The sequence below is a fragment of the Neobacillus sp. KR4-4 genome, assembly GCF_042136325.1.
In the GTDB taxonomy this organism is placed as follows: Bacteria; Bacillota; Bacilli; order Bacillales; family Cytobacillaceae; genus Neobacillus.
In genome coordinates this window covers 51,434-77,627 of the sequence record NZ_JBHHJU010000028.1, presented here as the reverse complement: position 1 = coordinate 77,627, position 26,194 = coordinate 51,434, and the positions used below count along the sequence as shown (strand labels likewise).

At 37.8% G+C, this 26,194-nt stretch carries 28 protein-coding genes and 1 tRNA gene; 22 read left to right on the top strand and 7 right to left on the bottom strand.

Translation table 11 applies throughout. The annotated features are described in order from the left end of the window. Positions 1-174: 174 nt before the first annotated feature. Positions 175-260: transfer RNA gene (locus tag ACE198_RS22695), tRNA-OTHER, on the bottom strand. A 329-nt stretch (positions 261-589) separates the two neighbouring features. Between ACE198_RS22695 and ACE198_RS22690 the strand changes: the two genes are divergently transcribed. After that, positions 590-1,501 carry an LCP family protein gene (locus tag ACE198_RS22690; RefSeq protein WP_375377156.1) on the top strand — a complete coding sequence of 304 codons (912 nt, stop codon included), beginning with the start codon at positions 590-592 and terminating at the stop codon, positions 1,499-1,501. Between the two features lie 162 nt (positions 1,502-1,663). Here the strand turns inward: ACE198_RS22690 and ACE198_RS22685 are convergent, their stop codons facing one another. Then, positions 1,664-1,963 carry a hypothetical protein gene (locus tag ACE198_RS22685; protein WP_375377155.1) on the bottom strand — a complete coding sequence of 100 codons (300 nt, stop codon included), beginning with the start codon at positions 1,961-1,963 and terminating at the stop codon, positions 1,664-1,666. A 142-nt stretch (positions 1,964-2,105) separates the two neighbouring features. Here ACE198_RS22685 and ACE198_RS22680 point away from each other — a divergent pair, with 142 nt between their 5' ends. The 6 genes from ACE198_RS22680 (at position 2,106) to ACE198_RS22655 (ending at position 5,758) form a co-directional block, all read left to right on the top strand. Continuing rightward, on the top strand, positions 2,106-2,387 hold the full coding sequence (locus ACE198_RS22680) for a DUF1292 domain-containing protein (protein WP_375377160.1): 282 nt from the start codon (positions 2,106-2,108) through the stop codon (positions 2,385-2,387). A gap of 116 nt (positions 2,388-2,503) precedes the next feature. Next, positions 2,504-2,752, top strand: coding sequence for a hypothetical protein (locus ACE198_RS22675; protein ID WP_375377154.1), 249 nt, complete (start codon positions 2,504-2,506; stop codon positions 2,750-2,752). 20 nt (positions 2,753-2,772) lie between these two features. Next, a complete protein-coding gene (locus ACE198_RS22670; protein WP_375377153.1) occupies positions 2,773-3,558 on the top strand; it encodes an alpha/beta fold hydrolase in 786 nt (261 codons plus the stop codon). Between the two features lie 296 nt (positions 3,559-3,854). Then, positions 3,855-4,499 carry an alpha/beta hydrolase gene (locus ACE198_RS22665; protein ID WP_375377152.1) on the top strand — a complete coding sequence of 215 codons (645 nt, stop codon included), beginning with the start codon at positions 3,855-3,857 and terminating at the stop codon, positions 4,497-4,499. A 26-nt stretch (positions 4,500-4,525) separates the two neighbouring features. After that, the gene (locus ACE198_RS22660; protein ID WP_375377151.1) at positions 4,526-4,966 is read left to right on the top strand and encodes a DoxX family protein; all 441 of its coding nucleotides are present in this window, start codon (positions 4,526-4,528) and stop codon (positions 4,964-4,966) included. A 15-nt stretch (positions 4,967-4,981) separates the two neighbouring features. Next, the gene (locus ACE198_RS22655) at positions 4,982-5,758 is read left to right on the top strand and encodes a dioxygenase family protein (RefSeq protein ID WP_375377150.1); all 777 of its coding nucleotides are present in this window, start codon (positions 4,982-4,984) and stop codon (positions 5,756-5,758) included. A gap of 58 nt (positions 5,759-5,816) precedes the next feature. Here ACE198_RS22655 and ACE198_RS22650 read toward each other — a convergent pair whose 3' ends face one another. Further along, a complete protein-coding gene (locus tag ACE198_RS22650; protein WP_375377149.1) occupies positions 5,817-6,173 on the bottom strand; it encodes a hypothetical protein in 357 nt (118 codons plus the stop codon). 206 nt (positions 6,174-6,379) lie between these two features. On the opposite strand from ACE198_RS22650, the gene ACE198_RS22645 reads away from it, so the two are divergent. Continuing rightward, complete coding sequence (locus ACE198_RS22645) at positions 6,380-7,381, top strand: LLM class flavin-dependent oxidoreductase (protein WP_375377148.1); 1,002 nt, start codon at positions 6,380-6,382, stop codon at positions 7,379-7,381. 143 nt (positions 7,382-7,524) lie between these two features. Here ACE198_RS22645 and ACE198_RS22640 read toward each other — a convergent pair whose 3' ends face one another. Continuing rightward, on the bottom strand, positions 7,525-8,697 hold the full coding sequence (locus ACE198_RS22640; RefSeq protein WP_375377147.1) for a glycosyl hydrolase family 18 protein: 1,173 nt from the start codon (positions 8,695-8,697) through the stop codon (positions 7,525-7,527). A 206-nt stretch (positions 8,698-8,903) separates the two neighbouring features. Here ACE198_RS22640 and trhO point away from each other — a divergent pair, with 206 nt between their 5' ends. The 3 genes from trhO to ACE198_RS22625 all read left to right on the top strand — a co-directional run bounded on the left by trhO (position 8,904) and on the right by ACE198_RS22625 (position 13,128). After that, entirely contained in the window at positions 8,904-9,869 is a 966-nt protein-coding gene (gene trhO, locus ACE198_RS22635) for an oxygen-dependent tRNA uridine(34) hydroxylase TrhO (RefSeq protein WP_375377146.1), read from the top strand. A 136-nt stretch (positions 9,870-10,005) separates the two neighbouring features. After that, entirely contained in the window at positions 10,006-11,793 is a 1,788-nt protein-coding gene (gene pepF, locus ACE198_RS22630) for an oligoendopeptidase F (protein WP_375377145.1), read from the top strand. 132 nt (positions 11,794-11,925) lie between these two features. Next, positions 11,926-13,128, top strand: a complete 1,203-nt coding sequence (locus tag ACE198_RS22625; protein WP_375377144.1) for a CapA family protein — start codon at positions 11,926-11,928, stop codon at positions 13,126-13,128. Between the two features lie 35 nt (positions 13,129-13,163). Here ACE198_RS22625 and ACE198_RS22620 read toward each other — a convergent pair whose 3' ends face one another. Further along, complete coding sequence (locus tag ACE198_RS22620) at positions 13,164-14,684, bottom strand: glycosyltransferase family 2 protein (protein ID WP_375377143.1); 1,521 nt, start codon at positions 14,682-14,684, stop codon at positions 13,164-13,166. Positions 14,685-14,914: 230 nt separating this feature from the next. Here ACE198_RS22620 and ACE198_RS22615 point away from each other — a divergent pair, with 230 nt between their 5' ends. Genes ACE198_RS22615 through ACE198_RS22595 form a run of 5 tightly spaced genes read left to right on the top strand, consistent with a single transcriptional unit; the run spans position 14,915 to position 19,847 of the window. Then, positions 14,915-15,829, top strand: coding sequence for a hypothetical protein (locus ACE198_RS22615; protein WP_375377142.1), 915 nt, complete (start codon positions 14,915-14,917; stop codon positions 15,827-15,829). Between the two features lie 26 nt (positions 15,830-15,855). Beyond that, positions 15,856-16,491, top strand: coding sequence for a DUF4129 domain-containing protein (locus tag ACE198_RS22610; protein ID WP_375377141.1), 636 nt, complete (start codon positions 15,856-15,858; stop codon positions 16,489-16,491). Further along, a complete protein-coding gene (locus ACE198_RS22605) occupies positions 16,491-17,612 on the top strand; it encodes a DUF4350 domain-containing protein (RefSeq protein ID WP_375377159.1) in 1,122 nt (373 codons plus the stop codon). Before ACE198_RS22610 ends, ACE198_RS22605 begins: the two co-directional genes overlap by 1 nt. Then, on the top strand, positions 17,609-18,538 hold the full coding sequence (locus ACE198_RS22600) for an AAA family ATPase (protein WP_375377140.1): 930 nt from the start codon (positions 17,609-17,611) through the stop codon (positions 18,536-18,538). Before ACE198_RS22605 ends, ACE198_RS22600 begins: the two co-directional genes overlap by 4 nt. Next, complete coding sequence (locus ACE198_RS22595) at positions 18,489-19,847, top strand: DUF58 domain-containing protein (protein ID WP_375377139.1); 1,359 nt, start codon at positions 18,489-18,491, stop codon at positions 19,845-19,847. Before ACE198_RS22600 ends, ACE198_RS22595 begins: the two co-directional genes overlap by 50 nt. On the opposite strand, the gene ACE198_RS22590 is transcribed toward ACE198_RS22595, so the two are convergent. Then, positions 19,825-20,799: a stage II sporulation protein M gene (locus ACE198_RS22590; RefSeq protein WP_375377138.1), complete on the bottom strand. Its 975-nt coding sequence runs from the start codon at positions 20,797-20,799 to the stop codon at positions 19,825-19,827. The two genes, ACE198_RS22595 and ACE198_RS22590, sit on opposite strands and share 23 nt — an antisense overlap. A 109-nt stretch (positions 20,800-20,908) precedes the next feature. Here ACE198_RS22590 and ACE198_RS22585 point away from each other — a divergent pair, with 109 nt between their 5' ends. The 3 genes from ACE198_RS22585 to ACE198_RS22575 all read left to right on the top strand — a co-directional run bounded on the left by ACE198_RS22585 (position 20,909) and on the right by ACE198_RS22575 (position 22,842). Next, complete coding sequence (locus ACE198_RS22585; protein WP_375377137.1) at positions 20,909-21,712, top strand: RDD family protein; 804 nt, start codon at positions 20,909-20,911, stop codon at positions 21,710-21,712. Positions 21,713-21,968: 256 nt separating this feature from the next. Further along, positions 21,969-22,352 (top strand): hypothetical protein, encoded by a 384-nt coding sequence (locus tag ACE198_RS22580; protein WP_375377136.1) that lies wholly within the window; start codon positions 21,969-21,971, stop codon positions 22,350-22,352. Next, positions 22,342-22,842, top strand: a complete 501-nt coding sequence (locus tag ACE198_RS22575; RefSeq protein WP_375377135.1) for an aminodeoxychorismate lyase — start codon at positions 22,342-22,344, stop codon at positions 22,840-22,842. Before ACE198_RS22580 ends, ACE198_RS22575 begins: the two co-directional genes overlap by 11 nt. Before the next feature lie 47 nt (positions 22,843-22,889). Here the strand turns inward: ACE198_RS22575 and ACE198_RS22570 are convergent, their stop codons facing one another. Beyond that, positions 22,890-23,144 (bottom strand): DUF2533 family protein, encoded by a 255-nt coding sequence (locus tag ACE198_RS22570; protein ID WP_375377134.1) that lies wholly within the window; start codon positions 23,142-23,144, stop codon positions 22,890-22,892. 237 nt (positions 23,145-23,381) lie between these two features. Between ACE198_RS22570 and ACE198_RS22565 the strand changes: the two genes are divergently transcribed. The 3 genes from ACE198_RS22565 to ACE198_RS22555 all read left to right on the top strand — a co-directional run bounded on the left by ACE198_RS22565 (position 23,382) and on the right by ACE198_RS22555 (position 26,185). Beyond that, positions 23,382-24,299, top strand: a complete 918-nt coding sequence (locus ACE198_RS22565; protein ID WP_375377133.1) for a cation diffusion facilitator family transporter — start codon at positions 23,382-23,384, stop codon at positions 24,297-24,299. 399 nt (positions 24,300-24,698) lie between these two features. Next, positions 24,699-25,097, top strand: a complete 399-nt coding sequence (locus tag ACE198_RS22560; RefSeq protein ID WP_375377132.1) for a DoxX family protein — start codon at positions 24,699-24,701, stop codon at positions 25,095-25,097. A 149-nt stretch (positions 25,098-25,246) separates the two neighbouring features. Then, on the top strand, positions 25,247-26,185 hold the full coding sequence (locus tag ACE198_RS22555; protein WP_375377131.1) for a ring-cleaving dioxygenase: 939 nt from the start codon (positions 25,247-25,249) through the stop codon (positions 26,183-26,185). Positions 26,186-26,194 lie beyond the last annotated feature (9 nt).

Here is a 26,194-nt window from a genome sequence, read left to right as displayed (position 1 = left end):
ACATGGAAAAGTCCAGAAAAGGCCTAGATAAAGGTATAGAAAAGGTCAAAATTTGCTCTTACGAGCAAAAAAACCATAAAAAGGCATTCGATTAAGCTCATCGAATGCCTTTTGTCTACAATCTGAAAGGGGCTGACTTTTGTCAGTCCCTTTACTATGCTTTTTATTAAGTTAAGGGCTTGATGGGATTTGAACCCACAAGACACACTGTAATCAGCGTGAAGGACTACAGGTTGCTCTACCCTTTGAGCTACAAGCCCTGATTATATTTTGACCATTTACTTTAAAAATATCCGGATCTTTTTATTTATTTAATCTATAATCCCAGTTTGTTTGAGATTCACCATTACATGTACATGAACTTTTGCGGTTGGATAGAATTTATTCCATTGTTTTTCATTAAAACCTCGGTATTGTTCTTTATATTTTGTGCAGACTGGGAAATTTTATGAAATTCTCCCATGGCTATTGCGGGAGAGATAATGGTAAGGGAAGAATAAACAAGGGAAAAAAAGAGAAATTAAGTAGGTAACAACTTATTTAATTAATTGAATTTTATCGAAAGTTGGTGAAAAGCTTGAGAAAATTCATGATAATTTTATTTTCTATGTTATTAGGAGGCTGTTCTGCAGGAAATTTAAGTGAGCAACATCAAGTTCAACCCTCTTCACCATCCAAAATTGAAGATAGAACCAATCTTAAAGATAAAAAAGGAATGATGAACTTTCTCTTAATTGGAAGTGATTCAAGAGGCGAACCTCAATCCTTTTCAGATGCCATCATTATTGCTCAATATGTTCCTAAAGAAGGTAATATCAAGTTAATTAGTCTGATGAGAGACAGCTATGTCAAGATTCCTGGGCATAAAAAAGGCTACGACAAGCTCAATATGGCCTATTTTATTGGTGGAAATGAATTGTTAAAAAAGACGATTTATCAAAATTTCGGAATAAAAGTGGACCATTCCATTTCGATTGATTTTGATGGCTTTGCTAACTTTATTGACCTAATTGCACCTGAAGGTATAACTGTCAATGTTAGTCAAAAGATGATAGACGATTTTAAAATGGATGTGAAGCCTGGAGAAAATGCGCTGAAGGGAAGAGAGTTGTTAAAATATGTTCGGTTTAGGCATGATGACGAAAGTGACTTTGGCCGTGTAAAACGACAACAGGAAATCGTCGTCAAGGTAAAGGAGCAGTTAAAAAATAAATTTAGTCATATAGAGTCGTTAGCAGCACTACCCGATTTTGTGGATGAAAGTTTAGATCATGTCGAGTCGGACATGGATAAAGGAGAGATTTTAGCTGTACTATCAAAACTAGTTTTTTATCCAATCAAAAATATCGACAGTTTACGTATTCCGGTTCAAAATAGCTATGTAAATAAAACCTACCCTCACGCCGGGGCGGTTCTGGAGATTAATTTGGAGGAAAATAGAGAGGCATTAAAGGATTTCTTAATGAAGCCTTCGCCGGTGAACAGGGAATATCAGTATTAAGTAATAAAGCAGACATAGCTAGTAACTATGTCTGCTTTATTAGGAAGAATTGGAAGGAAATGTATAATTGTACAAAACTGATCGTTATTTGTACTTAACTTCATGGATTCGTACAAAATGACCCGAAATCTGCACAAAAACTTTCATAAATTGTACAAAACGTTATTTCCTCAGGTTGTTAATTTCTTCGGTAACCACAAATGCAAGATCATCATTACCAAACAGTGCTAACACACCAAGCAAGGTTTGGTCGTCGACTTCTCCAGCTTCTTCTTTAGGTACAGTTAACTCAATGGCCTCTCTTAAAGCAGGATTAGAACCCTGATTAGGATAGGCTTTTAAATATAACTCTTCCGGATCAAGATCATGATTCACACACCATTGAGCAAAGACGAGAATCATCATTTTCTCTTCGCCCCGAAAGTTTTCGATTATCTTTTCTTCTAATTGTTTTGGATTCATTGGATTCTCCTTAGCAAGCGTTATGTATTAATTATATAAGATTTTTGTCGAATATATAATGGAAATACATGTTTTCGAATAAACTCCATCTTTTTTGGGATACTGTTTTATGAAAATACTTTTAAAGGAAGTTGAACGTAAAATGAGTAAAATTGAAGTTCAAGAAATTTTTACGATTACGGATGAAAACGGAGAAGAACAAGAAGTTGAAGTACTTGGTGTCATGACAATAGAGGGTACAGATTACGTTGCTGTTGGGTTTACGGACGAAATTAGGCAGGATTCTGATGAAGATATTGATATCTTTTTTATGAAAGTCGATGATGAAGGTGATTTAGCCGCTATCGAAAGTGATGAAGAATTTGACAAGGTATCTGAGGCATTTGATGCCATGATGGATGAAGAAGAGGGAATGGAAGAGTAAGAGAGAGATGACACCATCTCTCTTTTTTGTAGATAAAATTCAATTGGAAAAAATATGTATGTATATAACCTTTCTAGGCATACTACATATGAAGAACATCATAAAGGAGTAATATAATGTTAATTGAAGAAGGTACTAAATATCAAATATCTCAAGGGATTAAAAGTTTTTTTAATTCCGCGGAATCTTTCACGGTTAAAAGTTATAATGGCGTCACTGTTCAATTTACACTTGCAGATAGTAAAGGATATGGATCAATGCCAATCGATCATCTGGAATATTTATTGAAAAAATCAAACTTAACATTAATCCCAAATAAAAGAATATTATTAAGTAACGATAATAGTGAAGAGCAAATTAGCTGAACAAACACTGAGGTGAACCTATGGAATTGAAGAAACTCAAAGCAAAAGATTCAACGGTTGCCTACATAGACAGCGGCGAAGGGAAGCCAATCGTGCTCCTGCATGGCTTTTGTGGGAGTTCTAGCTATTGGGAGTTTGTTATCCCAACGTTGTCAGCAGATTACAGGGTGATTGCACCAGACCTTCCTGGACATGGACAGTCAGAGCCTCTTCAAGGCACCAGCACTATTGAAAATATGGCAGATCAAGTGAAACATCTTTTGGATGCCTTAAATTTACCGGAAGTCACAATGTTTGGTCACTCATTAGGCGGGTATATCACCCTGGCTTTTGCAGAAAAATACGGTGGTCAATTAAACGGGTATTCACTTATCCATTCAACTGCCTTTCCAGATTCAGAAGAGGCGAAACAAGCCAGAGCCGCCAATATTGAAAAAGTAAACCGGTCGGGAATTTACTCACTCATTGACGGATTGGTTCCAAAATTATTTTCACAGGGAAATCAGGATGAGAATTTTGTTGGTACTGCAATGGAAATTGGCTATTCTACTTCAGCAGAGGGGGCGATTGATGCGCTTCATGCGATGAAGAACTGGCCAGACCGGAATCGAGTATTGGAATCCTCGACATTGCCCGTTCTTTTAGTTGCAGGGGAACAGGATCAGATCATTCCAGCAGAAAAAACATTTTCAGTTAGTAGAGCAAATATCAAGCAAGCAATCATCAAAGATTCGGGCCATATGAGTATGTTTGAAAATCCTAAGGAGCTTATATCCGAGATACAGGCATTTTTAGCGACTCTATAATGAAGATGATAGGAACCAACTTGGTTCCTATTTTTTGTATTCTAATATAAAACAAGTTTATATATTAGAAAATAATTATTGACATCATAATGATTCACTTGTTATTCTATAAACAACAAAGATTCACATCGGAAAACTTTCGATGCGATATCTTTTTTTATCTATTAGTTTCTTTATATGAATCTTTTTTGTTTATTTCGATTCAAAGTCCTTGGATTTGAATAAAGTGTAAGAAATCATATAAACAGCCATCCTAATAATATTAGGAATATATGTCTAAAAGAAGGGATGATAGGATGAATTCACCGATGTTTTATGAGCTTCGTCGTCCAGCACAAACTGAACCGGGAAAGACTTACCCTGCGTTGTTTTTAATGCATGGGATTGGCAGTAATGAACAAAATATGCTGTCACTAGTAAACGGCTTAGAAGACCGTTTTTACATTTTTAGTATCCGTGGTCATCTTCCACAACCTCCAGGCTATGCGTTTTTTACGATTCAAGGATATGGAAAACCGCACCGGGAAGTGTTTGATGAAGGAATCCGTAAACTGACAAGTTTTATTGATTATGCCTGCGAGGATTATCCATTGGATGAGAGCCAATTGTTCTTACTTGGCTTTAGTCAGGGAGCAATTTTGTCGATGACGCTTGGATTAACATTAGGCAGCCGAATAAAGGGGATTATTGCACTAAGCGGATACATTCCTGCTTTTGTAAAAGAAGAGTACCAAATCCAGTCAGTTGATAATTTGTCCTTATTTATATCCCATGGTGTGCTGGATCAGGTTCTTCCGTTTGATTGGGGATTGGCAAATAATGAGTATTTTAGTGGTTTAGGGGCAGATGTCACCTTTAAAACCTACCAAGAAGGACACACCGTTTCAATGGATAACCATCGGGATTTCATGAACTGGTTAATGGAAAAAGTAGAAAAATAATGATAATAAAAGGGGGAAATAATATTATGTTAAAAAAATTTGAAGTTAGTACATTACTTTTAAGAGTTGTGTTAGGTATTACGTTCTTTGTCCATGGGGTAGTTAAATTTCAGGGTGGAATTGAAAATATCGTTGGCTGGTTTGAAAGTATAGGGCTACCAGGATTCTTAGCCTATGGAGTAGCTGTTGTGGAAATGGTTGGTGGAGCTGCATTAGTTGTAGGTTTAGGCAGTCAAATTGTCTCAGCCCTATTATCGTTACTAATGATTGGTGCAATCGTTAAAGTAAAACTTGCTGTTGGATTTTTAGGAAACGGACAAATGGCTGGTTATGAATTAGATTTGGCTCTCCTAGCAATGGCTATTTTTATTGCGATAAATGGTAGTAAAATGTTTGCACTAGATCAACTTATCTTCAAAGGTCAGAAGGAAGAAACTACATCTTTTTCAAAAAGCTATAATAATTAAAAGGGGGACGTAAATATGATGCCATCTTTTTTTATTGCCCATGGAGCACCATTATTAGCAATTGAGAACAATGAGTATACTCAGTTTCTAAGCCAGCTCGGACAAACACTGCCAAGGCCGAAAGCAATTATATTGTTTTCAGCCCACTGGGAATCATCGATGCAAAAAGTAAGCGAAGTCGACACATATGACACCATTTATGATTTTGGCGGCTTCGACCCAGAATTATACACAATTAAATATCCGGCTAAAGGGGACCACCAGGTTTCACAAGAAATTAAAGACCTGTTCGCGAAAAACGGAGTACCATTTGAAAGCGAAATGAAACGCGGCCTTGATCATGGGGCATGGGTAGTGCTTCGAAAGTTGTATCCGAATGCCGATATCCCTGTCATTTCGATGTCCGTTAATCCGAATCTTAAACCGGAAGAGCAATATAAAGTAGGAAAAAGCTTAGCCTCATTACGGTCAAATGATATATTAATCATTGCAAGTGGAGGAACTGTGCATAACCTTCGAGCAGTGAAATGGGCAGATAACGAAATCGATCAATGGGCACTTGAGTTTGACGATTGGTTGGCTCACCATTTAAATAAATGGGACCTAGAGTCATTATTTAAATATGATTCCCTTGCTCCTTATGCTGAATATGCCGTCCCACGCTATGGAAACGAACACTTTATCCCAATTTTCTATGCAATGGGAGCTGCTGATGATAGTCAAAAAGCGAAGCTGCTACATCGCAGTTTCCGCTATGGAAACTTGAGTCATAGTGTTTGGCAGTTTGGATGAACTAGATTAAATAACAAAATCCTTTTCGTGTTGGAAAGGATTTTGTTATTTAATAAAATTAATCTTCATTGGACCCATGCCCCATATAAATTCCATTAAAAAATGCTGCCATTTCTATAGTACCATCCTCATTATAAAAAGGTACTCCCACCATTACTGTATCGTAATCCGAATGATTGATAAGAACTTCGATGTTTTTTGCTCCTCTATAGCTGTATCCTTCACTTTTAAGCAAATGTTTTACATTCTTAAACTCATAACTACTTAATAAATTTGCAACAATTTTATTCTTTTCAGCTCCTAAAACAGGTGTTACGTCGCATCCGCACTCAGCTGCCTTTGCCGTATTCCCAATACTCACAAACAACGATAATCCAATAATGATTCCACATAAAACTGTTATTAATTTCTTCAAGAATTTCTCCTCCTTTTTATAACCTCCTTAACTTCATTCTCTGTTTTTCGACATTCTCCTTCAAAAAACTTAATGAAATATTCGACAACTACCATACTTTATTACAACTTCGTGTCAAAATGGGTGTCAGGCACCGAGTAGTTGTCATTTTTCCATAATTAGCTTCTAATAATATAAAATAGAAAAAGGAAGGGAGGTAGATTGGAATGAGGTTAAGTATCTTAGATCAAGCCCCAATTTCATCCAATCAAACTGTTCAAGAAGCATTGAATGCATCAATGAAGTTAGCCCAAGCGGCTGAAACATTGGGTTATACGCGTTACTGGATTGCTGAACACCATGACTTAGACGGATTAGCCTGTTCTGCGCCAGAAGTAATGTTAGCTTATATCGGGGCAAACACTAGCAAAATTCGGATTGGTTCGGGAGCTGTCTTATTACCGCACTACAAACCATATAAAGTGGCAGAAGTTTACAATATGTTAGCCACTTTATTTCCAGGAAGAATAGATCTTGGAATAGGCCGCGCACCAGGGGGCTCAGCTGAAGCAACAAATGCCTTATCAGATAATTTTCTTCAGCAGATATGGAACATGCCAGCATCAGTGGAAACGCTGCTTTACTTTTTAGAAAATAAATTTCCAAGTGATCATGAGTTTGCTAAAGTATCGGCTTCACCAATCCCAGAGTTTTCACCTGTTCCTTGGCTATTGGGGACTAGTAAAAAAAGCGCCTTGCTTGCAGCTGAAAATGGCCTTCCCTATGCCTTTGGACAATTTATGAGCGAAAAGGACGGGACAGAAATTATTGAACAATATTTACAGACCTTTAGGCCACGGAAACAGACCCAAGAACCAGAAGTAATTGTGGCGGTTTCCACTATTTGTGCCGATACGGATGAGCGGGCGGAAGAAGTCGCAATAAGTACACTTGTATGGGCAATGCAAAGGAGAAAAGGCGAAGGCGGTGGAGTCCCTTCCATCGAGGAAGCTATGCAATATCCACTAACAGACATTGAAAAGGAATCATTAGAAAATATGAAACAGAAGATGCTTATTGGGAACCCACAAAAGGTTTACCATAAACTGAAGGACCTTCAGGATAAATATAACGCGGATGAAATAATGATTGTTACCATTACACATTCTCCAGATGATCGGCTTCGCTCCTATCAACTAATTTCAGAGACAGCTAACCTTTCAAGCTAAAAACCGCCTATTGACAATTAGTTTAGTTTTTTGAGAATTTCCATAGCAATACATTCAAAAATAGCTGGCCAAACAGTTATAATAATAAAACAACGCTCAGAACGATTTGTTCTCAGAGCGTTGTTTGGTGATTTTTTTAGCGCCTAATAGCCTTTTGCCGAATAGTATTTCACTGGTTCTTTACTTGACGCTTTTAGTTCGGAAGCAATAGTTCCTGTCAAACTATGTGACCCTTGAGCGTCTAGACCTACTTCCCACATCATCATTCCGCCAAAACCGTGATCAAGTGCGAGCCTCGTTTTCTTTTTCATCGTCGCACTGCCGTTATAATGGTAGGTTGTCCCATTCATTTTGACGGTGTCCTTGCCGGCATTTGCTGGATTTTTGTTAATAATTGCGGCAAATGAGACTTGTTTAATTTTCGGATCATCTGGTTGGGCATACGTTGGAACACCCAAGACTAATTTCTCTTTTGAAATTTTATGTGTGTCAAAGAGATTTGTCCAATAGTTTACTATTTTCTCAGTAAATGGATAGGGCGATAGATTAGCGGCATTGTACCCGTCGTCCCATTGACCATCATAGGCCATAATATTGATATGGTCAACATATTGGAACATGGTTGGTTCATACTGTATAAAGCCAGCTTCGGTTAACGTGACCGCATGAATTTTTGAATGAACAGCGATAGACAGTTCTTTCTGTTTCGGGTGAAGCTGGGCACTTAATTCTTTCGCAAAGGAAGCGAGATTTTTTGCATCCGCTGCATTGCGCGGGTGTTCAAAGTCGATATCAATTCCATCCAGTTTCTCGCGGACTGCAAGATTAGTTAGCTCTTTCACTAGCTTTGTTCTAGATTTAGAATGAGAGATTGCTGGTTGAAAATAATTATAGGATTCTCCGCCCTTAATATGGTACCACCCACCAATTGCAAGGATTACTTTGGTGTTATGACTATCTGCTTTTTTAACAACCATTCGCAGGTTTTTTAAAGCTTGGTCGCCATTAAATAAAACTGTTCCATCCTTGGTCGGATGCACAAAAGAGAAAATGACATGTGTTAATTTCGAATAATCTACCATGTTCGGATCACGATAATCCTGAACATAACCGATTAGTACCTTAGAGGGTGCTTTTTTTAAGTTTGGAAACTCTTTTGCATTTGGCATAATCGCTGATTTCGGTGCATCTTCTATGATGATCGTACTAGGACGCTCTTGCTTTTTATGGTTAGAGGTGAAAAGGACCCCTGTTAATATTCCTCCAATAAAGGTAACCGCAATTACCAGGCAAACGAGGAGACGACGTTTATTCATTGTTTATGTCCTCCTTATTATTGCTCACTTAAAAAATTGTAACAGAAAAACAGATGTAAGAAGGTTGGTAATATCCACCTATGAAGGAATTGCCGCCATTGGGAAGTGAAAAAATTTGAATTGAGATGTTTCTTTTTGCTATAATCATAAGGTTAATGCTAAAAACCAAGTGTTTTATATATATAAAAATTTGTAAGGTGGTAACCATGAATCAAGAATTTAGAGTGTTATTGTACTATAAATATGTAAACATAGAGAATCCTGAGGAAGTGACCCAGGAACATCTGCAATTCTGTAATGAACTTGGCCTCAAGGGCCGAATTATCATTGCTGCTGAAGGAATTAATGGTACGGTGTCAGGCACCATTGAACAAACTGACGCCTATATCAAATATATGAACGAACATCCGTTGTTTGCGGGTACTATTTTTAAAATTGATGAAGCTTCTGAACATGCCTTCAAAAAGATGAAAGTTCGGTTCAGACCAGAGTTAGTTACATTGCGTTTGGAAGATGATGTCGATCCGAATGTGCAAACCGGCAAGCATTTGAAGCCTAAGGAATTTTTTAAAGCGATGCAAGATGAAGATACGGTTGTTATTGATGCACGAAACGATTATGAGTTTGATTTAGGTCATTTTCGTGGAGCTGTCCGCCCGGATATTCTTAACTTCCGTGATCTGCCACAATGGATTCGCGAAAATAAGCAGGAGTTTGAAGGCAAGAAGATTCTTACTTATTGTACTGGTGGGATTCGCTGTGAAAAGTTCTCCGGCTGGCTGCTTCAAGAAGGTTTTGAAGATGTATCACAGCTTGAAGGCGGAATTGTCACCTATGGTAAAGATCCCGAAGTTCAGGGAGACTTATGGGATGGTCAACTTTATGTGTTTGATGAGCGCATAAGTGTTCCTGTTAACCGTAAAGAGCATGTCGTTGTTGGGAAGGATTTTTATAGTGGCGAGCCATGTGAACGCTATGTGAATTGTGCCAACCCAGAATGTAATCGTAAAATCCTTTGCTCGGAGGAGAACGAACATAAGCACTTACGAAGCTGTTCACACGAATGTCGTGTTCATCCACGCAACCGTTATATAGCACAGCACGGTTTAAGCGAAGAAGAGGTAGCGCAAAGATTGTCTGTCATTGAGAAAGAAAAAGAGCTAACCAAATAAATTAATTAAAGGGAAACAGGTCATTACAGTGGCCTGTTTTTCTTATGTTTTTTAGGTTTGCCAATAGGAATTTCGGAATATATTGATTATGATAAGAGTATAAAAACGGATTACATAAAAGGGAGCGGATATATAAATGGTGACCTATACTAATAGAAATGATGTACCCACGCATGAAAAGTGGAATTTAGACGATATCTATTCCGATAAGAGTAAATGGGAAGAGGATCTTCTAACTATAGAAGAAATGGCAAAAAAACTGAAACAATATGATGGAACGATTCAAGATGGGCACTCATTGTATCAATATCTTCATCAACGTGAAGAGTTATCTTTCCTATTCAATAAGGTTTATGCTTATGCGATGTTGAGTGTGGATCAAAATACTAGGGATACCCAGGCTCAGTCCAACTTAGACCGCGCAAAACAACTGAGTGTAAAAGTAAGTGCGTCGACCTCCTTCTTTATGCCTTATTTATTAACACTAGACGAAGAAACATTATCAGGATACATAAAATCTGAAAAGAAGCTGGATTACTTTGCAGAGGACTTATGGGAGTCGTTTCGTTATAAACAACATGTATTATCTAAAGAACAGGAAGCCGTCCTTTCCCAATTAGGGGAAGCCCTCTCGGCTCCAGGGAACATTTTTGGGATGATGAATAACGCAGATATTAAATTCGGGGAAGTAACCAGTGAAGACGGGGAACGTGTGGAATTAACGAGGGGAATGTACTCTAAAATAATCGAAGATACGGACCGAGAAAAACGAAGAGAAGCCTATAAGGCATATTATCAGCCTTACCTGCAATTAAAAAATTCAATTGCTGCTACACTTTCAGCTGCCATCAAAACTAATGTGACTACGGCTAAAATCCGTCAATACCCTTCCGCGTTGGAAAAATCCCTGTTTGGGGATAACGTACCAAAAGAGGTCTATGAGAATTTAATCAAAACAACGAGGCAAAATATTCAGCCTCTTCATCAATATTCAAGGATACGCAAGGAGAAATTGAATCTGGATGAACTACGTCAATATGATATGAGTGTCCCACTTGTTAGTGGCGTGAAGCAAGACATTTCCTATGAGGAAGCTTATGATACGATGTGCAAGGCGTTAGCCCCATTGGGTGAGGACTATGTCAATATCCTGAAGGAGTTTAAAGAAAAACGGTATATAGATGTCAGAGAAACTCCTGGGAAGCGGTCAGGTGCCTACAATCTGGGAGTGTACGGCGTTCACCCCTATATCCTTCTCAATCATCAAGATGATTTGGATAGTTTATTTACGTTGGTCCATGAATGCGGACATGGCGTCCACAGCCGTTTAAGTTCACAACATCAACCACAAATCACTGCCAGGTATAGTATTTTTGTGGCAGAAGTGGCCTCCACGGTCAATGAAGTATTATTAATTAACTACTTATTAAACAATGAGAAAAACCCTGATGTTCGGAAGCATTTAGTGAACCATTTCATCGACCAATTTAAGGGAACGTTTTTCACACAAGTGATGTTTGCCGAGTTTGAGATGAAGACCCATGAGATGGCTGAAAAAGGTATGCCGCTTACTGTCGAAGTATTTAACCAAACCTATGAGAAATTATTCCGCGAATATAATGGTGATGAGGTAGTCTTCGATGAGGAAGTTAAATTTGGCTGGTCAAGAATCCCGCATTTTTACCGCCCGTTCTATGTTTATAAGTACGCTACTGGATTTGCTTCAGCGATTCATTTGGCGACCAAGATTCTTGAAGGGGACCAAAAAACATTAACTTCTTATTTAGAATTCTTAAAGAGCGGCAGTTCAGACTATCCGCTTGAATTGTTAAAGAAGACCGGCGTTGATCTTACGACATCCTCCACAATTGAAAACTCTTTAAAACGATTTGGTGAACTAGTAGAGGAATTCTCACAGATTTAATATTAATCCACCCTTTAATACCCATGACTTTCTCCCTCTGAAGAAAGCCATGGGTATATTTTTTTATAGTGTAATAGTTGAACTTATTGTAATATAAGGAAAGTTAAGTAAATTAAAGGGGTCATTTGGATTATGAATAGTAGAAGAGATAAATACCGAGGAAGGAAGAAATCGTTCCTTCCATTCCTTATTCTTGTTGTCGTGTTACTGATTGCGGGTGGTTATTATTTGAACAGCAGTAAAACGGAAGAGAAAGCTGTTTCGCAAATCTCCAATCTAAAGATAAAAGCGGATGAGAAGATAAAAAAAGAGAAGCAAACGCAAGAGACAAAACAAGAAGTTGTCCCAGAAACAAAACCTGAACCTGTGAAAGAAACAACGATTAAAATTAGTGCAGCTGGGGATTTTACACTAGGGTCAGACGAATCGTTTAACTATAGTAGTTCTTTTATCAAGGCTGCTAATGACAATGGGTTGCCGTATTTCGTCAAAGGCTTGGATAATATTTTTATCAATGATGATTTTACAACGGTCAATTTAGAAACCACACTTACAAATGCAACCCAAAAAGCAGTGAAGACATTTCGTTTTAAAGGAGATCCATCCTATGCGAAAATCCTTGAATTGGGTGGGATTGAAGCTGTTAATTTAGCCAATAATCATATCCATGATTACCTCGATCAAGGCTATCAGGATACATTGACTTCTCTAGAAAAACAGAACATTGGTTACTTTGGGTATGATCATAAATATATTACAACGGTAAAAGATACAAAAATCGGTGCTCTAGGATATGAGGGGTGGTCGGATACCCAAGAAATACGCAATCAAGTGGAGAATGATATTAAAGAGCTGCGAGCGCAAGGAGCGCAGATCATTCTCGTTCATTATCATTGGGGCAATGAACGCCATTATGTCCCTGATCATTCTCAGCAGTCGTTGGCCCGATTTACCATCGACAGTGGTGCTGACCTTATTCTCGGTCACCATCCACATGTGGTTCAAGGAATTGAAGAATATAAAGGAAAATTCATTGTATATAGCCTCGGTAACTTTATGTTTGGCGGAAATCGAAATCCAAGTGATAAGGATACGTTTGTTTTTCAGCAAACCTTTCATTTGAAAAATGGGGTTCTATCCGATATGAAAGAGATCAATGTCGTTCCATTTTCAATTTCCTCGGTTTCTTCAAAGAATGATTATCAGCCTACACTATTAACTGGCTCAGAAAAGAAAAGGGTCAAGCAAAAAATCATTGACGGTTCTAATAAAATCAAAGGCTCTGATTGGATAGTTTATGAAAATAACGACCAGGTCGTGAGATCTAAAAACTGAATGTTCACTAAAAAGGGACAGTCCTCACTGTCCCTTTATTTTATAGATGAAATTTTTAAACCGATGTTTGAGTAGATGGTATCGTAAAAAGTAAACTGACGGTTTTTATAGTGATAGTTGTTTTTGCCTGGTGTTGGTTTGCGGATGTTAATTTTCAAATAATCATTAAAGCGTAAAAAAATGGAGTAGTTCGCAGCTGGAAGTTGGCCTAATGCCTCTAAGTCGAGTTCTAATGTCCCATTTCCGTTAGTATCTATGTATAACGGAAGAATTGATTCAAGCAATGCGTTATTTGAATTCCGAACCAGTCCATGTGAGAGTGTATCAATGTGATCACCAAACACCTTAAATTTTAGCGTATATTTATACTTATCGATATATTCCTCATTTAGTATGGAATGCATGGGTACGCGGATATATTTATATTTGTCCTCTAAAAACGGTACAACCGCATAGGGAAGATTGTCTTTGATAATGACCTCTTTAATTTTCTCCTTCTTTTCCCAGGCAAAAAGATTCTCAAGGTCTTTATATTTCCTATCGCGAAACAAGTGATAAACCACCTTATTCATCGGGTGGAAAAATTCCTCAGAAAACTCATAATTTAATTTCTTTGTTGTTTTTAACACTTGGTTGAACTTATAGTAATAAACGCGTTTCAGCCTCGTTTTTTGAAAATGTGGTGTATGGAAGAATCTCGAAATCGAATCAAATTCATAGAGACGGTTTAAGACCATTTTCTGTTTTTCAATATCTAAATCTTTCTTAATAATATGATTAATCACTTTGAGATTACAATTTGTTTTTTGGATAATATTCGTTTGATTGGTTAAACGCGAATCCTGGTTATCCATCCGATTTAAATAGTAAATAGGTTGTGCTGTCGTCGAAATTGTCAGGCAGTGGGTTAACACATCAATAAAAAATTGCTTGTCTTCCGCAAATTTCATTTCAGGAAATAAAATTTGATTGTCTTTTATGACACTCGTTTTAATCATTCGTGCTCGTGGTCCTAAATGATGGAAAATATGCGGTATTGAAAAGGGGGATTCCCTTCGTCTTTCTTTACAAGATTCATGTTCACCAACTATAGACATCCCTTTAGATGTGACCTGTATAGTTTTTCCTACTGCATAATCATCGCCAGTTTCTAATAGAATGGACGATAATACTTCTAAGCCTTTAGGGTCAAGCCAATCATCGGCATCTAGGAACGTAATATAATTAGACCGAGCCAATTGGATTCCGATATTTCGGGGGTGGCCAGGTGTGCCCGAATTTTTTTTCAGGAAAACAACAATGATGTTCGCGTATTTCGCGGAGTATTCTAAGAGGATTTCTCTTGAGGAGTCCGTGGAACAATCATCGATTAATATATATTCGATTTGATCCACGCCGAGTGATTGATTAATCACAGAATCGATGGTTTTTCTGAGTGATTTTTCCGCGTTATAAACGGGGGTAACGACAGTGACCATTGTAGGATTCTGTCCAGTGGTTAATTTTTGATCAACAATATAGTAATCTTTTGCGTTTTTATTCCAAATCCAACCCATGTTTTTTCACCTCAACTTTCTGTCCATTCTAGTGTTTGATTTTATTTCTATTAAAAAACTCCATACCATTTTTTATTTTTGGACAAAATATCGAAACTTATTCGAAAAATAACTCACATCCTATGGTGATCATCCAGATTTTGCGTACATTGACAACTTTTTACACTACATATATCTGAATAATGATAAAATAGGTCATAATCATAATTTTATCTAGGAGGATTTAAACGTTGGAAAATAAGTTTTCTACCCCAAAAGGATTTGGCGAAATACTCGACCACACCTTTCAACTAACTAAAAATCGCTTTAAGGACTTTTTCATGATTTTACTGATTTTTATGGGTCCTGTTTACGTGGTCCAAGCGATCTTGCAACTAAGTTCTGGAACCAGCTTTTTTAGAGAGGTTGGCAGTGATGGGGAATGGTTTGAGCAAATTCTTACGAGTTTTGAAGAATCAGGCACATTCGATTCCAGCAGTTTGGGTGTTGATATTGGTTTGATTATTATCGGTATACTTAGTGCTATTTTGGCACCTGTTGCTGAGGCAGCCATTCTCTTCACTATCAATCATGTCCGTCGAAATGAAGATTATTCGGTGAGTTCGGTCATTAAGGAAGCCTTTTCCCGATTTTGGCCAATCATCGGAAGCAGTATTTTATTCGGTTTGATTAGTTTGGGGATTATCATTGTTCCAATCGTAATTATCGCATTCACTGGTGTGGTCGTTGCGGCCGCTGTTCATCCGGTCGGAGGAATTCTTCTTGGAATCGTCCTGTTTCTTGTCTTTGCTATTCTTGTAGGACTTTTATTAACTCGCTGGAGCTTTTATTTTGGCTCTGTTGTCCTTGATAAAGTTTCCCCTGGATTAGGAAGAAGTTGGAGATTAACAAGAAAGCGTACATGGTTATTGCTGGGACTTTATATCGTCTTTTATTTAATTATATCGTGTATTTCTTTTGGTGTTCAAATGACTTTTGGCATGGTTTTAGGGAACAGTGTGTTGCTAACACTGATTACAAACCTCATTACCTTAGTCACGACAATGATTTTCTCTGTAGGCTATGGGGTTATGTATCTGGATGCCAAAACTAGACATGATGCAGACGATTTAAAAGAGATGCTAGAAGAATTTAAAACGGTTTAAAAAACCTATTATGTTAGGTGATGAAAATGTTCAATGCAGACAAGGCACGGGGTGACCTTGAAGAAATATTAAAAGGAAAAGAATATCAAGTTTATTATGAATCAAAAGGATTCATTGCCACATTGTGGGATAAAGCAAAAGAATGGATAGTCACGCAACTGGAAAAATTATTTCCAGCCATCGATTCAGCGAGCAGGGTGTCAGGCACCATTCTTATTACGATCATAGTACTAATTGTTTTCTTACTTGTTTTTGCTGCTTTTTTTGTAATTCGAAATACGCGACGCAATCGAATCCTCCGCACTCAAAAACCGCTTCAATCGAGGAAAGAATTGAATTGGACCTCGCAAAGACATCTTGCTGAAGCAGATATGAATGAGAGTTTGGAAGAATATACACTTTCTACGCGCCATTTATTTTTAGCATTGCTTCTTTCTTTTCATGAAAAAGGATTGCTTGAGGCTAGAATTTGGAAAACCAATTGGGATTATTATGATGAACTTAGGAAAGTAGATCAGTCGAAGGCAGAACAATTCTTTCAGTTTGCACAACTTTTTGAAGGTGTGACCTACGGGGAACGCACCGTGAGTAAATCGGAATATATACAGTTCCATCAGAAGGTATGGATGGTACTTGGCGATTTGAGGGAGGAGAATAGTTGATGAAATCTCTTTCCAACATGCGTACCTGGATTGGCTTGGTCATCCTGCTTGGTTTGTTTTTGCTCTTTAGTTATTTAAGTTCGACACCGAAGCCGAAGTATTATCCACATTACGTGACTGAGTCACCTGCTCCTAGTGGAGTGAAAGCATTTTATACATATGTTAAGAAGGAAAATGAAGGAAAAGTATGGAGACATTCTCCAGATTTACTGTCTACCAAACCAGACCACCAATTGCTAATTATGGTTGAGCCAGCTATTAGCTTTGAAACGGAAGAGATGAAGGCTTACATTAATTATATGAAAGCCGGCAATACCATTTTATTGTTGCAAACCAATCCACAAGGGATGTTTGATATTAAAACGAGTGGAACAAATTCAAGTGAGTCGGAGAAGGTTTTTACGCAAGACCAAACATCCTATCGTGCTCAAATTCATTCAACTATCCGTTTGCAGACGAAAAAAGGAGATCGGGTGTTGCTTTCTGATCAGGCCGGTCCGATTTCAGTCAAACGGTCTTTTGGAAAAGGACAATTAATTGTTAGTGTTACCCCAGAGTGGATGACGAATGGGAATCTATTAAAGAGGGATCATTTACCCTTGCTCCTGTATCTATTAAATGAAGAAAAATCAAACACCATTCTGTTTGACGAATACATTCATAGCGGCGAGAATGCACCTACAGTTTGGAATGTATACCCAATGTGGTTTTTGGTTCTAGTTATCCAGATGATTCTTTTATTGTTGTTATGGCTTTGGCTGAAAGGAAAGCGATTTGGACCTATTTTTGTCCCAAGGGAAGAATCGGTTCGCTTTAGTGATGAAGGATTGAAGGCATTAGCTGCTTGGTACCTCCGAGGTAAACGATATCATGACTCGATCATCATCCAATCAGATTATGTCAAACTTCTTCTCCGGGAACGTTGGCAGATTCCGTATCATAGAGAATGGCAGGATTTATCGAGTTATATGGAGAAAAAGTGGACTCGAATGTCTGCTAATGAAATCAACTCCTTTTTAACAGGTTTGGTTCACATTCTTGAAAAAGAAACAATCACAAAACAGGAATTCTTATTATGGTCGAAAAGGCTTGAGCAATTAAGAAAAGAGGTTGAAGAATGAAGACAGAATTAACATCTTTTTTAAATAAATATGAAGAGCGGATTTTTGGACAAAGTCTAAATCTTAAATTATTACTATCAGCTATTTTAGCTGGTGGCCATGTCCTATTAGAAGGGGTGCCTGGCACTGGAAAAACACAAATGGTGCGTACACTTGCCAATCTCTTAGGGGGGAGTTTTAACCGTATCCAGTTTACCCCAGACTTATTACCAAGTGATATCACTGGGAGTACAATTTACAATTTGAAGGAAAGCAACTTCCAAACGCTAAAGGGGCCGATTTTTACCAATATCCTGTTAGCCGATGAAATTAACCGGACCCCTGCAAAGACACAGGCTGCCCTGCTCGAAGCCATGGAAGAGAAACAGGTAACAATCCAAGGTGAAACCTATCCTTTACCCGAGATGTTTTTTGTGGTTGCCACCCAAAATCCTATTGAATTTGAAGGGACGTACCCACTTCCAGAAGCACAGCAGGATCGTTTCCTCTTCAAGCTTAGAATTGAATTTCCAAGCTTTGAGGAAGAGAAAAATATCCTCAAACAAGTAATTGAAAATAGCTTTGACGAAAAGCTTGTATCAGCGATCTTAGAGATGGACAAGTTTTTAAGTATTAGAAGAGACATTGAAAAAGTCACGGTGAGCGAGAATGTATTAGATTACATGATGAAGATTGTCAGGAAAACACGTGAAGCTGATGCGATCCGATTCGGGGCTAGTACGAGAGCTGGAATTTCGATTGGCAAGGGAGCGCAAGCGTGGGCCTACCTTTCAGGCAGGGATTACGTTACACCCGACGATATCAAAATGGTTGCCAAGCCAGCTTTACGCCATCGTATTCAGTTATCGCCGCATGTAGAATTGGAGGGAACAACCGTTGACCAAATTATTGAAGAGTTGGTGGGCTCGGTTCCTGTTCCAAGATAGAGGAGTTATACCGACTAACCGATTATTATTGGTTTTCCTCTTTCTATCCATTGCTTTAGGAATTAGTACTATTTGGGGAATATCATGGATCCTGGTCATTGCCGCCAATCTTATATTATTTATGGCCAGTTTGTTTGATTTGTTTTTTTCACCTTCTAAAAAACAACTTTCCTTTCAACGGATCGTTACTGGGGAATTTGAAAGAGGTCAAACTTATCCGATAACGATCGAAGTTCAGAATGCTTCAAACTATCCTTTCTCATACCGACTTGTTGATGACCTGCCACAGTCTTTTGTAAGGCCATTTCCAATCGCCGGGTCGATCCCTAAGGAAGCAATTGTGAGCATTTCTTATGAAACTAGTGCGATGACCAGAGGCATGTACGAAGTTAAAAAGATTTATTTTCGCTATTCCAGTTTGCTTGGTTTGTGGGAAAAGCAGGTGACTGTTGAATTACGGGATGAAATAAAAGTTATTCCAGATTTAACTGAAACTAAACAGTATTTAGAAAATGCCCAGAAATATTTGGTGTACGAAGGGGTAAAAATCCGGAGGCAGCGAAGCGGGGTTGGTGATTTTTCCAAGATTAGAAGTTATGTGGTGGGAGATGATCCTCGGAAAATCAACTGGCGTCAAACCGCTAAACTCCGAGAAGTAATGACGAATGAGTATGAACCAGAGCATGGAAAATATATTACCATTTTAATTGATTGTGGGAGAATGATGGGGGCAGAATTGTCACAGGGAAATCGATTAGAAAAAGCGTTAGAAGCCGCCTTGACGGTAACAGCTGCAGCCCTCCAAAAGGGGGATTATGTGTCGGTCCTTGCCTTTTCAAGGGATATAAAAGTCTTTGTACCGCCTGCCAAAGGAATGGCGCACCTGCAGACGATTCTCCAAGCAATCTATTCAGTAGACGTAGATGCCGCTGAAACAAATTATGCAGCGGTGTTGCAGTACTTAGAAACGGTGCAAAAGAAACGAAGTCTGCTGTTATTATTTAGTGATGTACGGACCTTCCTTCACGAGGAAAGTGGCTTAATCCTCTTAAAACGACTTCGGCAGCGGCATTTATTTTTAATGATTGGAATTGAAGATCAGACACTTTTAAAAAGAGTGAATGAGGAGCCTAGTACGGTCCAAGCAGTGATGCGAAAAAGTATGGCGCAGCAGCAAATTTTGTTTAAGAAAAGGGAAAAGAAAAAATGGGAAAAGCAAGGCCTCGTTATGATCGAGGCCCGTGAGGAGCAATTAGCGATTACTGCCGTTTCTCAATATATTGATATTATGAATCAGAATCTATTATAGCTTTCTTTCGTTTGATCTTGCCAATCGCTACATAAAGGATCAGTCCAATCACGGTTAAGATAGCAACAAAGTACTTTGCTTCTAATGAAATCGCAGCCGGGGTAATGAAACCTTCGATAATACCCGCTATGATAAACAAAGGAATTGTACCGAGCAATAGTTGAACGGATCTTTTTGCATGCTGTTTTAATTGGAAACTTCGAGAATATTGTCCAGGCACAAACAGCTTATAGCCCATTAATAGCCCAGCGCCGCCAGCAATAAAAATGGCTGTGAGTTCGATCATTCCATGGGGAACGATGTATGCCCAAAAATCATACGATTTTCCGTGATGCCAAAACAGGGCAGCAAGCGCTCCAATAATGATGCCATTGTAGACCATTAAATAAACCGTTACGAGCCCAAAGGTGATGCCCCCAGCAAAAGCAAAGATGGCAACTTTAATATTATTTGTCATGATGCTCGCCGACATGAGGGAGGAGTCTACCGCTTCATGACCCTTCCCGAGTTGGTCAGGGTCCACACCTTTGGCAATTTCCGCAGGGAGAATCGAATAGATATGCAATGGATCATTCAGAACGGATAAGAAGCTTCCAAAACCGCCAATGAGAAATAAGATCATCGCAGCTATGACAAACTTCCATTGTTCAAGCAAAAGGCCAATAAATTTTTGACTAAAAAAATAACGAATTTGCTTGAAGCTAGAGACTTGGTCTTTGTACAAAAGATTATGTGATTTCGCCACAAGTCCGTTCAAATAATTGGTGACTTCATCATGAGGAAAATAGGTTTGACTGTAAGAGAGATTCTGGGCTGCTTTTTGATAGAGTCGATGGTATTGTGTAATATGATCTCCTGTAATGGCAAGTCTGCGCTTACTCATGGTTGCCACTAATTGTTCTAGCTGTTTCCAATCTTCTCTATGCATTTTGACAAATTGTTTAACATTCATTCTGACACCTACTTTTAGGGGCTGGGAAAATAAGACTTTATTCTCCTTATTATAGTAATATTGTAGAAAAATAGAAATAGAAATTATCATCTCGTCATGGAGGAAACTTATGAACGAAGATCATTTAGATATTAAAACACCTGAATTTGTTTCCATTCAGTTTCAGATAGCTGGTTTAGGCAGCAGGTCGGCTGCCTTTATTATCGACCAATTACTTTTAACGGCGTTTAATATTTTGTCTTTGATTGTCCTTTTTTTCGTTTTAGATGGCATGTCTAAAATGGAATTTATTTTCATCGGGAATTCACTGCCTATTGCAATAACAATTATTGCACTGTTTATCGTTAATGGGGGTTACTTTTTTGTGTATGAGTTTTTCTCAGGCGGAAGAACACTTGGGAAAAAGCTAATGGGAATCCGGGTCATTCAAGAGAATGGTCATAGCATCACCTTGCTGTCCAGCTTTATTCGAAATTTGATTCGGATCATTGATTCATTGCCAACAGCATATTTTCTAGGAATTATCATGATTTTTTTCCACTCGAAACACAAACGGCTAGGCGATCTTGTTGCTGGAACGATTGTTGTCCATGAGCGCAGAGCAAAACGGAAAAAGAAACTGTCTCCTTTAGAAAATGAACTTGTCAGCAGAGGACTTTCAAAGGATGATCTTACGCTTGATGAATGGACGCTGAAATCATTAGGTATGAAGGATTGGAAACTGATCAAAACCTATGCAAATCGGTTTTTGCATATCCCATTAGACGAAAGAAATCAACTAACGGAACAAATCGCTATGATATTATTTCCGAAAATCGGATTGGACCCCTCAGGGAAAACCACCGCTGAGTTAGAAAACAACCTTCTTGTGCTTTATTTAGTACTTCTTGATGAGTGGGAGTTTGAATTGTGAGAACAAATAATCCATTACTAAGTTCTTTTCGAGGTAAAAATATTAGAGAGGAGAAAGCAATGCATTTGTATCAGCATTGCTTTTTTTAATGTAAATTAATACCAAGTCCTTATTAGTAATTAAATAGATTAGAGGTTCGAATTGTTAAATCTATCCGACTTGGGTCTTATTTAGTCGGTTTTAGTCGAAAAATTTATTTTTACGATGTATAATAGGTAATTGTGGATTGCTGTGTGTTAATAAGGAGGAAATTAATATGATGGAATGGACAATAATTCTATTGATTGCGATATCTGCTGTTTTGCTCATCGTTTCAATGGCATCGAATCGTAAAGTAGAAAAACAAAAACAAAAAGAAATTGATTTGGTTCATGTTGCGGTAATGAAAGATATCAATAACGTACAGGAGCAAATTCGAAGTCTAGAACTAGATATTGAAGTGGTCACCAAGGAAGCAGGCATTCACCTGACTCCTGAGGAAGTTATTTTCAAACGCGAAGTACTAGATTTATATAAACGGAAATATTCAATTGAGACTATTGCACAGAAAAAACAAGTTTCAGAGAGTGAAATTCAACAATTTCTTGCACCGTATCTAGCTGCTAAGGATGAAAGGAGCAAATTAGCCCATGAAATTTAATGTAGTGAGCAGCTTTGCGGCCGGAATTCTTCTAGCTACGACCATATGTGGTGCTGTTTACTTTTCTGAAGATCCTGTTGTCACAAAAGCAACTGCCAAACCAGCTAAAATCGAGCAGAAAACAGTTGCTCAACCAACTGAAACCGAGATGAAGGACAAACTTCTAGCTGCTGGATATGTTGTTCAACCAAAGGCAGAATATGATAAGACGCTTGAGGCAGCAAAAAAAGCAGCTTCAGCTTCCACCGCTTCCACAGCTACTAATGGAAATCAAAAGATTGCTTACAGATCAGTTATTTCCGTTACACAAGGGATGACGAGCATCGATGTCGGCAAAATGCTTGAAAAAGCGAAAATCGTACCTGATGACTTTAAATTCTCAAAAGATGTCGAGAAGAAGGGTGTCGAAAAAAACTTACGCCCTGGTACATTCGTGGTTGATACAGAAATGACCTATGATCAAATTATCGCTACTATTTTTAAAAAGTAATAAAACAAGACGGACAGTATAATTAAATACTGTCCGTCTTTGTTTTATCAGTTACTTTTATTTACAAATTCTTGAACCATTTCGCCCGTAACGAATTCTCGTGTTGGGATAAAGCGCAGGTTGATTTTATTTATACTATTTGTTACGGCGTTTATTTTATCAGTTGAAAAGGGTAGACCCTGTTTACATAAAGCAATCGCTTCTTCGATATATTGCTCACGTTGTTGATCGAGCGCTAAGAATTGTTGATAGGTTTCATGCTGATTTGCCGCATGTTTAATTAGATCTTTATGTACACTCATGATATCACTCCTAAAATATATTTATACAATCATACCACAATTAATTGAGGAAGAGACGCATATATAATTATAGTAAATAGTGCTACTTATGGAGTTGTCATGTACGCATTTAAGATAAATAAGAATAATACTAGATTCAGTCGAATATATTTTCTTATTAGATTGAATAATAGATTAGAAAAAATTCTTCCCCAAAAAAACTTTAAAATGAAATTTTTTAATGGCAAAGGAGGTACTATGGGGCACAATCACACTCATCACAATCAAAATAAAAAAGCTTTGATGGTCGCGTTTCTCATTATTACCGTTTTTATGGTTTTAGAGTACATTGGAGGGAAGTTGACAAATAGTCTAGCTCTTCTATCAGATGCTGGACATATGTTAAGTGATTCCATTTCCTTGGGAGTGGGATTACTAGCTCTTATTTTAGGAAGACGGGCGGTAAGCGAGAGTAAAACCTTTGGTTATCAGCGCTTGGAAATTTTATCAGCTTTATTTAATGGGGTTCTATTAATTGTTATTTCTATTTTAATTATGTGGGAATCATTTCACCGTTTTACTGAACCTCAAGTAATTTCAGGTCCGGGTATGCTTTTGATATCTAGTATAGGCGCGTTCGTGAATATAATTGTCGCTTGGATTATGCATCAATCAGAAACTAGTGATAACATTAATATGAGAGCTGCTTTTTTACATGTAATTGGTGATTTACTGGGTTCTGTTAGTGCTATTCTTGCTTCCTTACTGATTATGTATTTTGGTTGGACCATTGCCGATCCGATTACAAGTTTAATTGTTTCCCTATTAATTTTAAAGAGTGGGATTGGAATTTCCAACGATGCCGTTCACATGCTGATGGAAGGCAGACCAGCGAACTTAGATGTTGAAAAGGTGCGAGAAACATTACTTCAAATTCCAGGTGTGGTAAGTATGCATGATTTTCATGTGTGGAGTATCACATCAAATTTTCCATCGATTAGCTGTCACTTGGTGATTTCATATCCTAATCATGACTCGATTTTAAAGAATGCATTAAGAGAATTACACGATACTTTTGATTTGGAACATGCGACCATTCAAGTGGAAAGTGTTAATGCTGATTTGGACCAATATGAACATAATCGTTGTAATCATTTTGTAGGGAAAGGATTTTGACCGAGTTGAAGAAAATTTAAACAGGGTCACCGAGCCTTCTTAAAGATAATAAACAAATATCGTTAATTTGTTTAATAATAAAGGCTGCTTAATAAGCGGCCTTTTCTTAGTTTTTAACGGATGCTGAATATGTAATAAGTACAATGTAAATTCGTTTTAAAAATTGAAACAAATAAATAAAAAAGGTTATTGACAAAAATTATTATAAGTACTAATATTATCTCATATTCAAGATATTTAATTTCAAGATTTATTAGGAGGTGAAACGGGTTATTGAGATGAAATACCTGTCCAGATGATTGCCGAGCAATATTTTGAATAAAGTAAGGAGTAAAGTTCAACTTTTTTTAAAAAATAATACCTCGAATTCGAGATAAAAACATTTAGGAGGATATTAAGATGATAAATATTGGTTTATTAATAATTCGTTTGGTAATTGGTGTTTTATTCATTGGTCACGGTGCTCAAAAATTGTTTGGTTGGTTTGGTGGTTATGGTTTAAAAGGTACAGGTGGCTGGTTTGAATCCATTGGTATGAAACCAGGGGTTACAATGGCTCTTTTCGCAGGATTAGCAGAACTTATTGGAGGAATTTTGTTTACTTTAGGACTTCTTACCCCGCTTGCAGGAATTATGATTGCAGGGACGATGGTAATGGCGATCGTTAAAGTGCATGCTCCAAACGGTTTATGGGCAACCTCAAATGGTTATGAATATAACCTAACCCTACTTGCAGTTGCTATTGGTATAGCTTTAATCGGTCCGGGTCAATATGCACTGGATGCATTTTTATTCTAAAATATCTTGAAATAGAGATTCTTAAATTAAAATAAATTTTATGAGACTTTAAAATCATAATGAAGAACAAAATAAGGTATCAACGTCCTATATTTAACTATAATTAACTATATTTAACTATATTTAATATGCAAAAGGAGATGTTAAAAATGAGTAAAAAGACAATGGGTATTCACCATATCACTGCAATTGTCGGTCATCCGCAAGAGAACGTAGATTTCTATGCAGGAGTATTGGGTTTACGTTTAGTCAAGCAAACGGTTAATTTTGATGATCCAGGTACGTATCACCTTTATTTTGGGAATGAAGGTGGGAAGCCAGGGACAATTATCACCTTTTTTCCATGGGCAGGAGCCCGTCAAGGCATTATCGGTGACGGTCAAGTAGGAGTCACATCCTATGTTGTACCAAAAGGTGCCATGGGATTTTGGGAACAAAGACTAGAAAAGTTCAATATTCCTTTTACTAAAATGGACCGCTTCGGAGAGCAATATTTGGAATTTGATGATCCACATGGGCTTCACTTGGAAATTGTTGAAAGAGAAGAAGGAGAAGTTAATTCATGGACCTTTGGAGAAGTCACACCTGAGGTTGCCATTAAAGGGTTTGGTGGAGCTACTCTATTGTCAACCCAACCTAACAAGACCGCTGATTTGTTAGAGAAAGTAATGGGACTTGAATCAGTGGGTAAGGAAGGAGATCTCGCTCGATATCGTTCCCCTGCTGATATTGGAAATGTTATTGACCTTAAATTAACTCCGATTGGGCGCGGGCAAATGGGTGTAGGCACAGTTCACCACATTGCATGGCGAGCTATTGATGATCAAGACCAATTGGATTGGCAAAAGTATGTGGCGGCAAATGGATATGGTGTCACTCCTGTAAAAGACAGAAATTATTTCAATGCTATTTACTTCAGGGAACATGGGGAAATTTTATTTGAAATTGCTACTGATCCTCCAGGATTCGCACATGATGAATCACAGGAGACAATGGGTAAAAAGTTGATGTTACCTGATCAATATGAAGCAAATAGAGCACAAATAGAACAGGGTTTACTTCCATTTGATGTAAGAATATTAGACTAATTTTGTGAA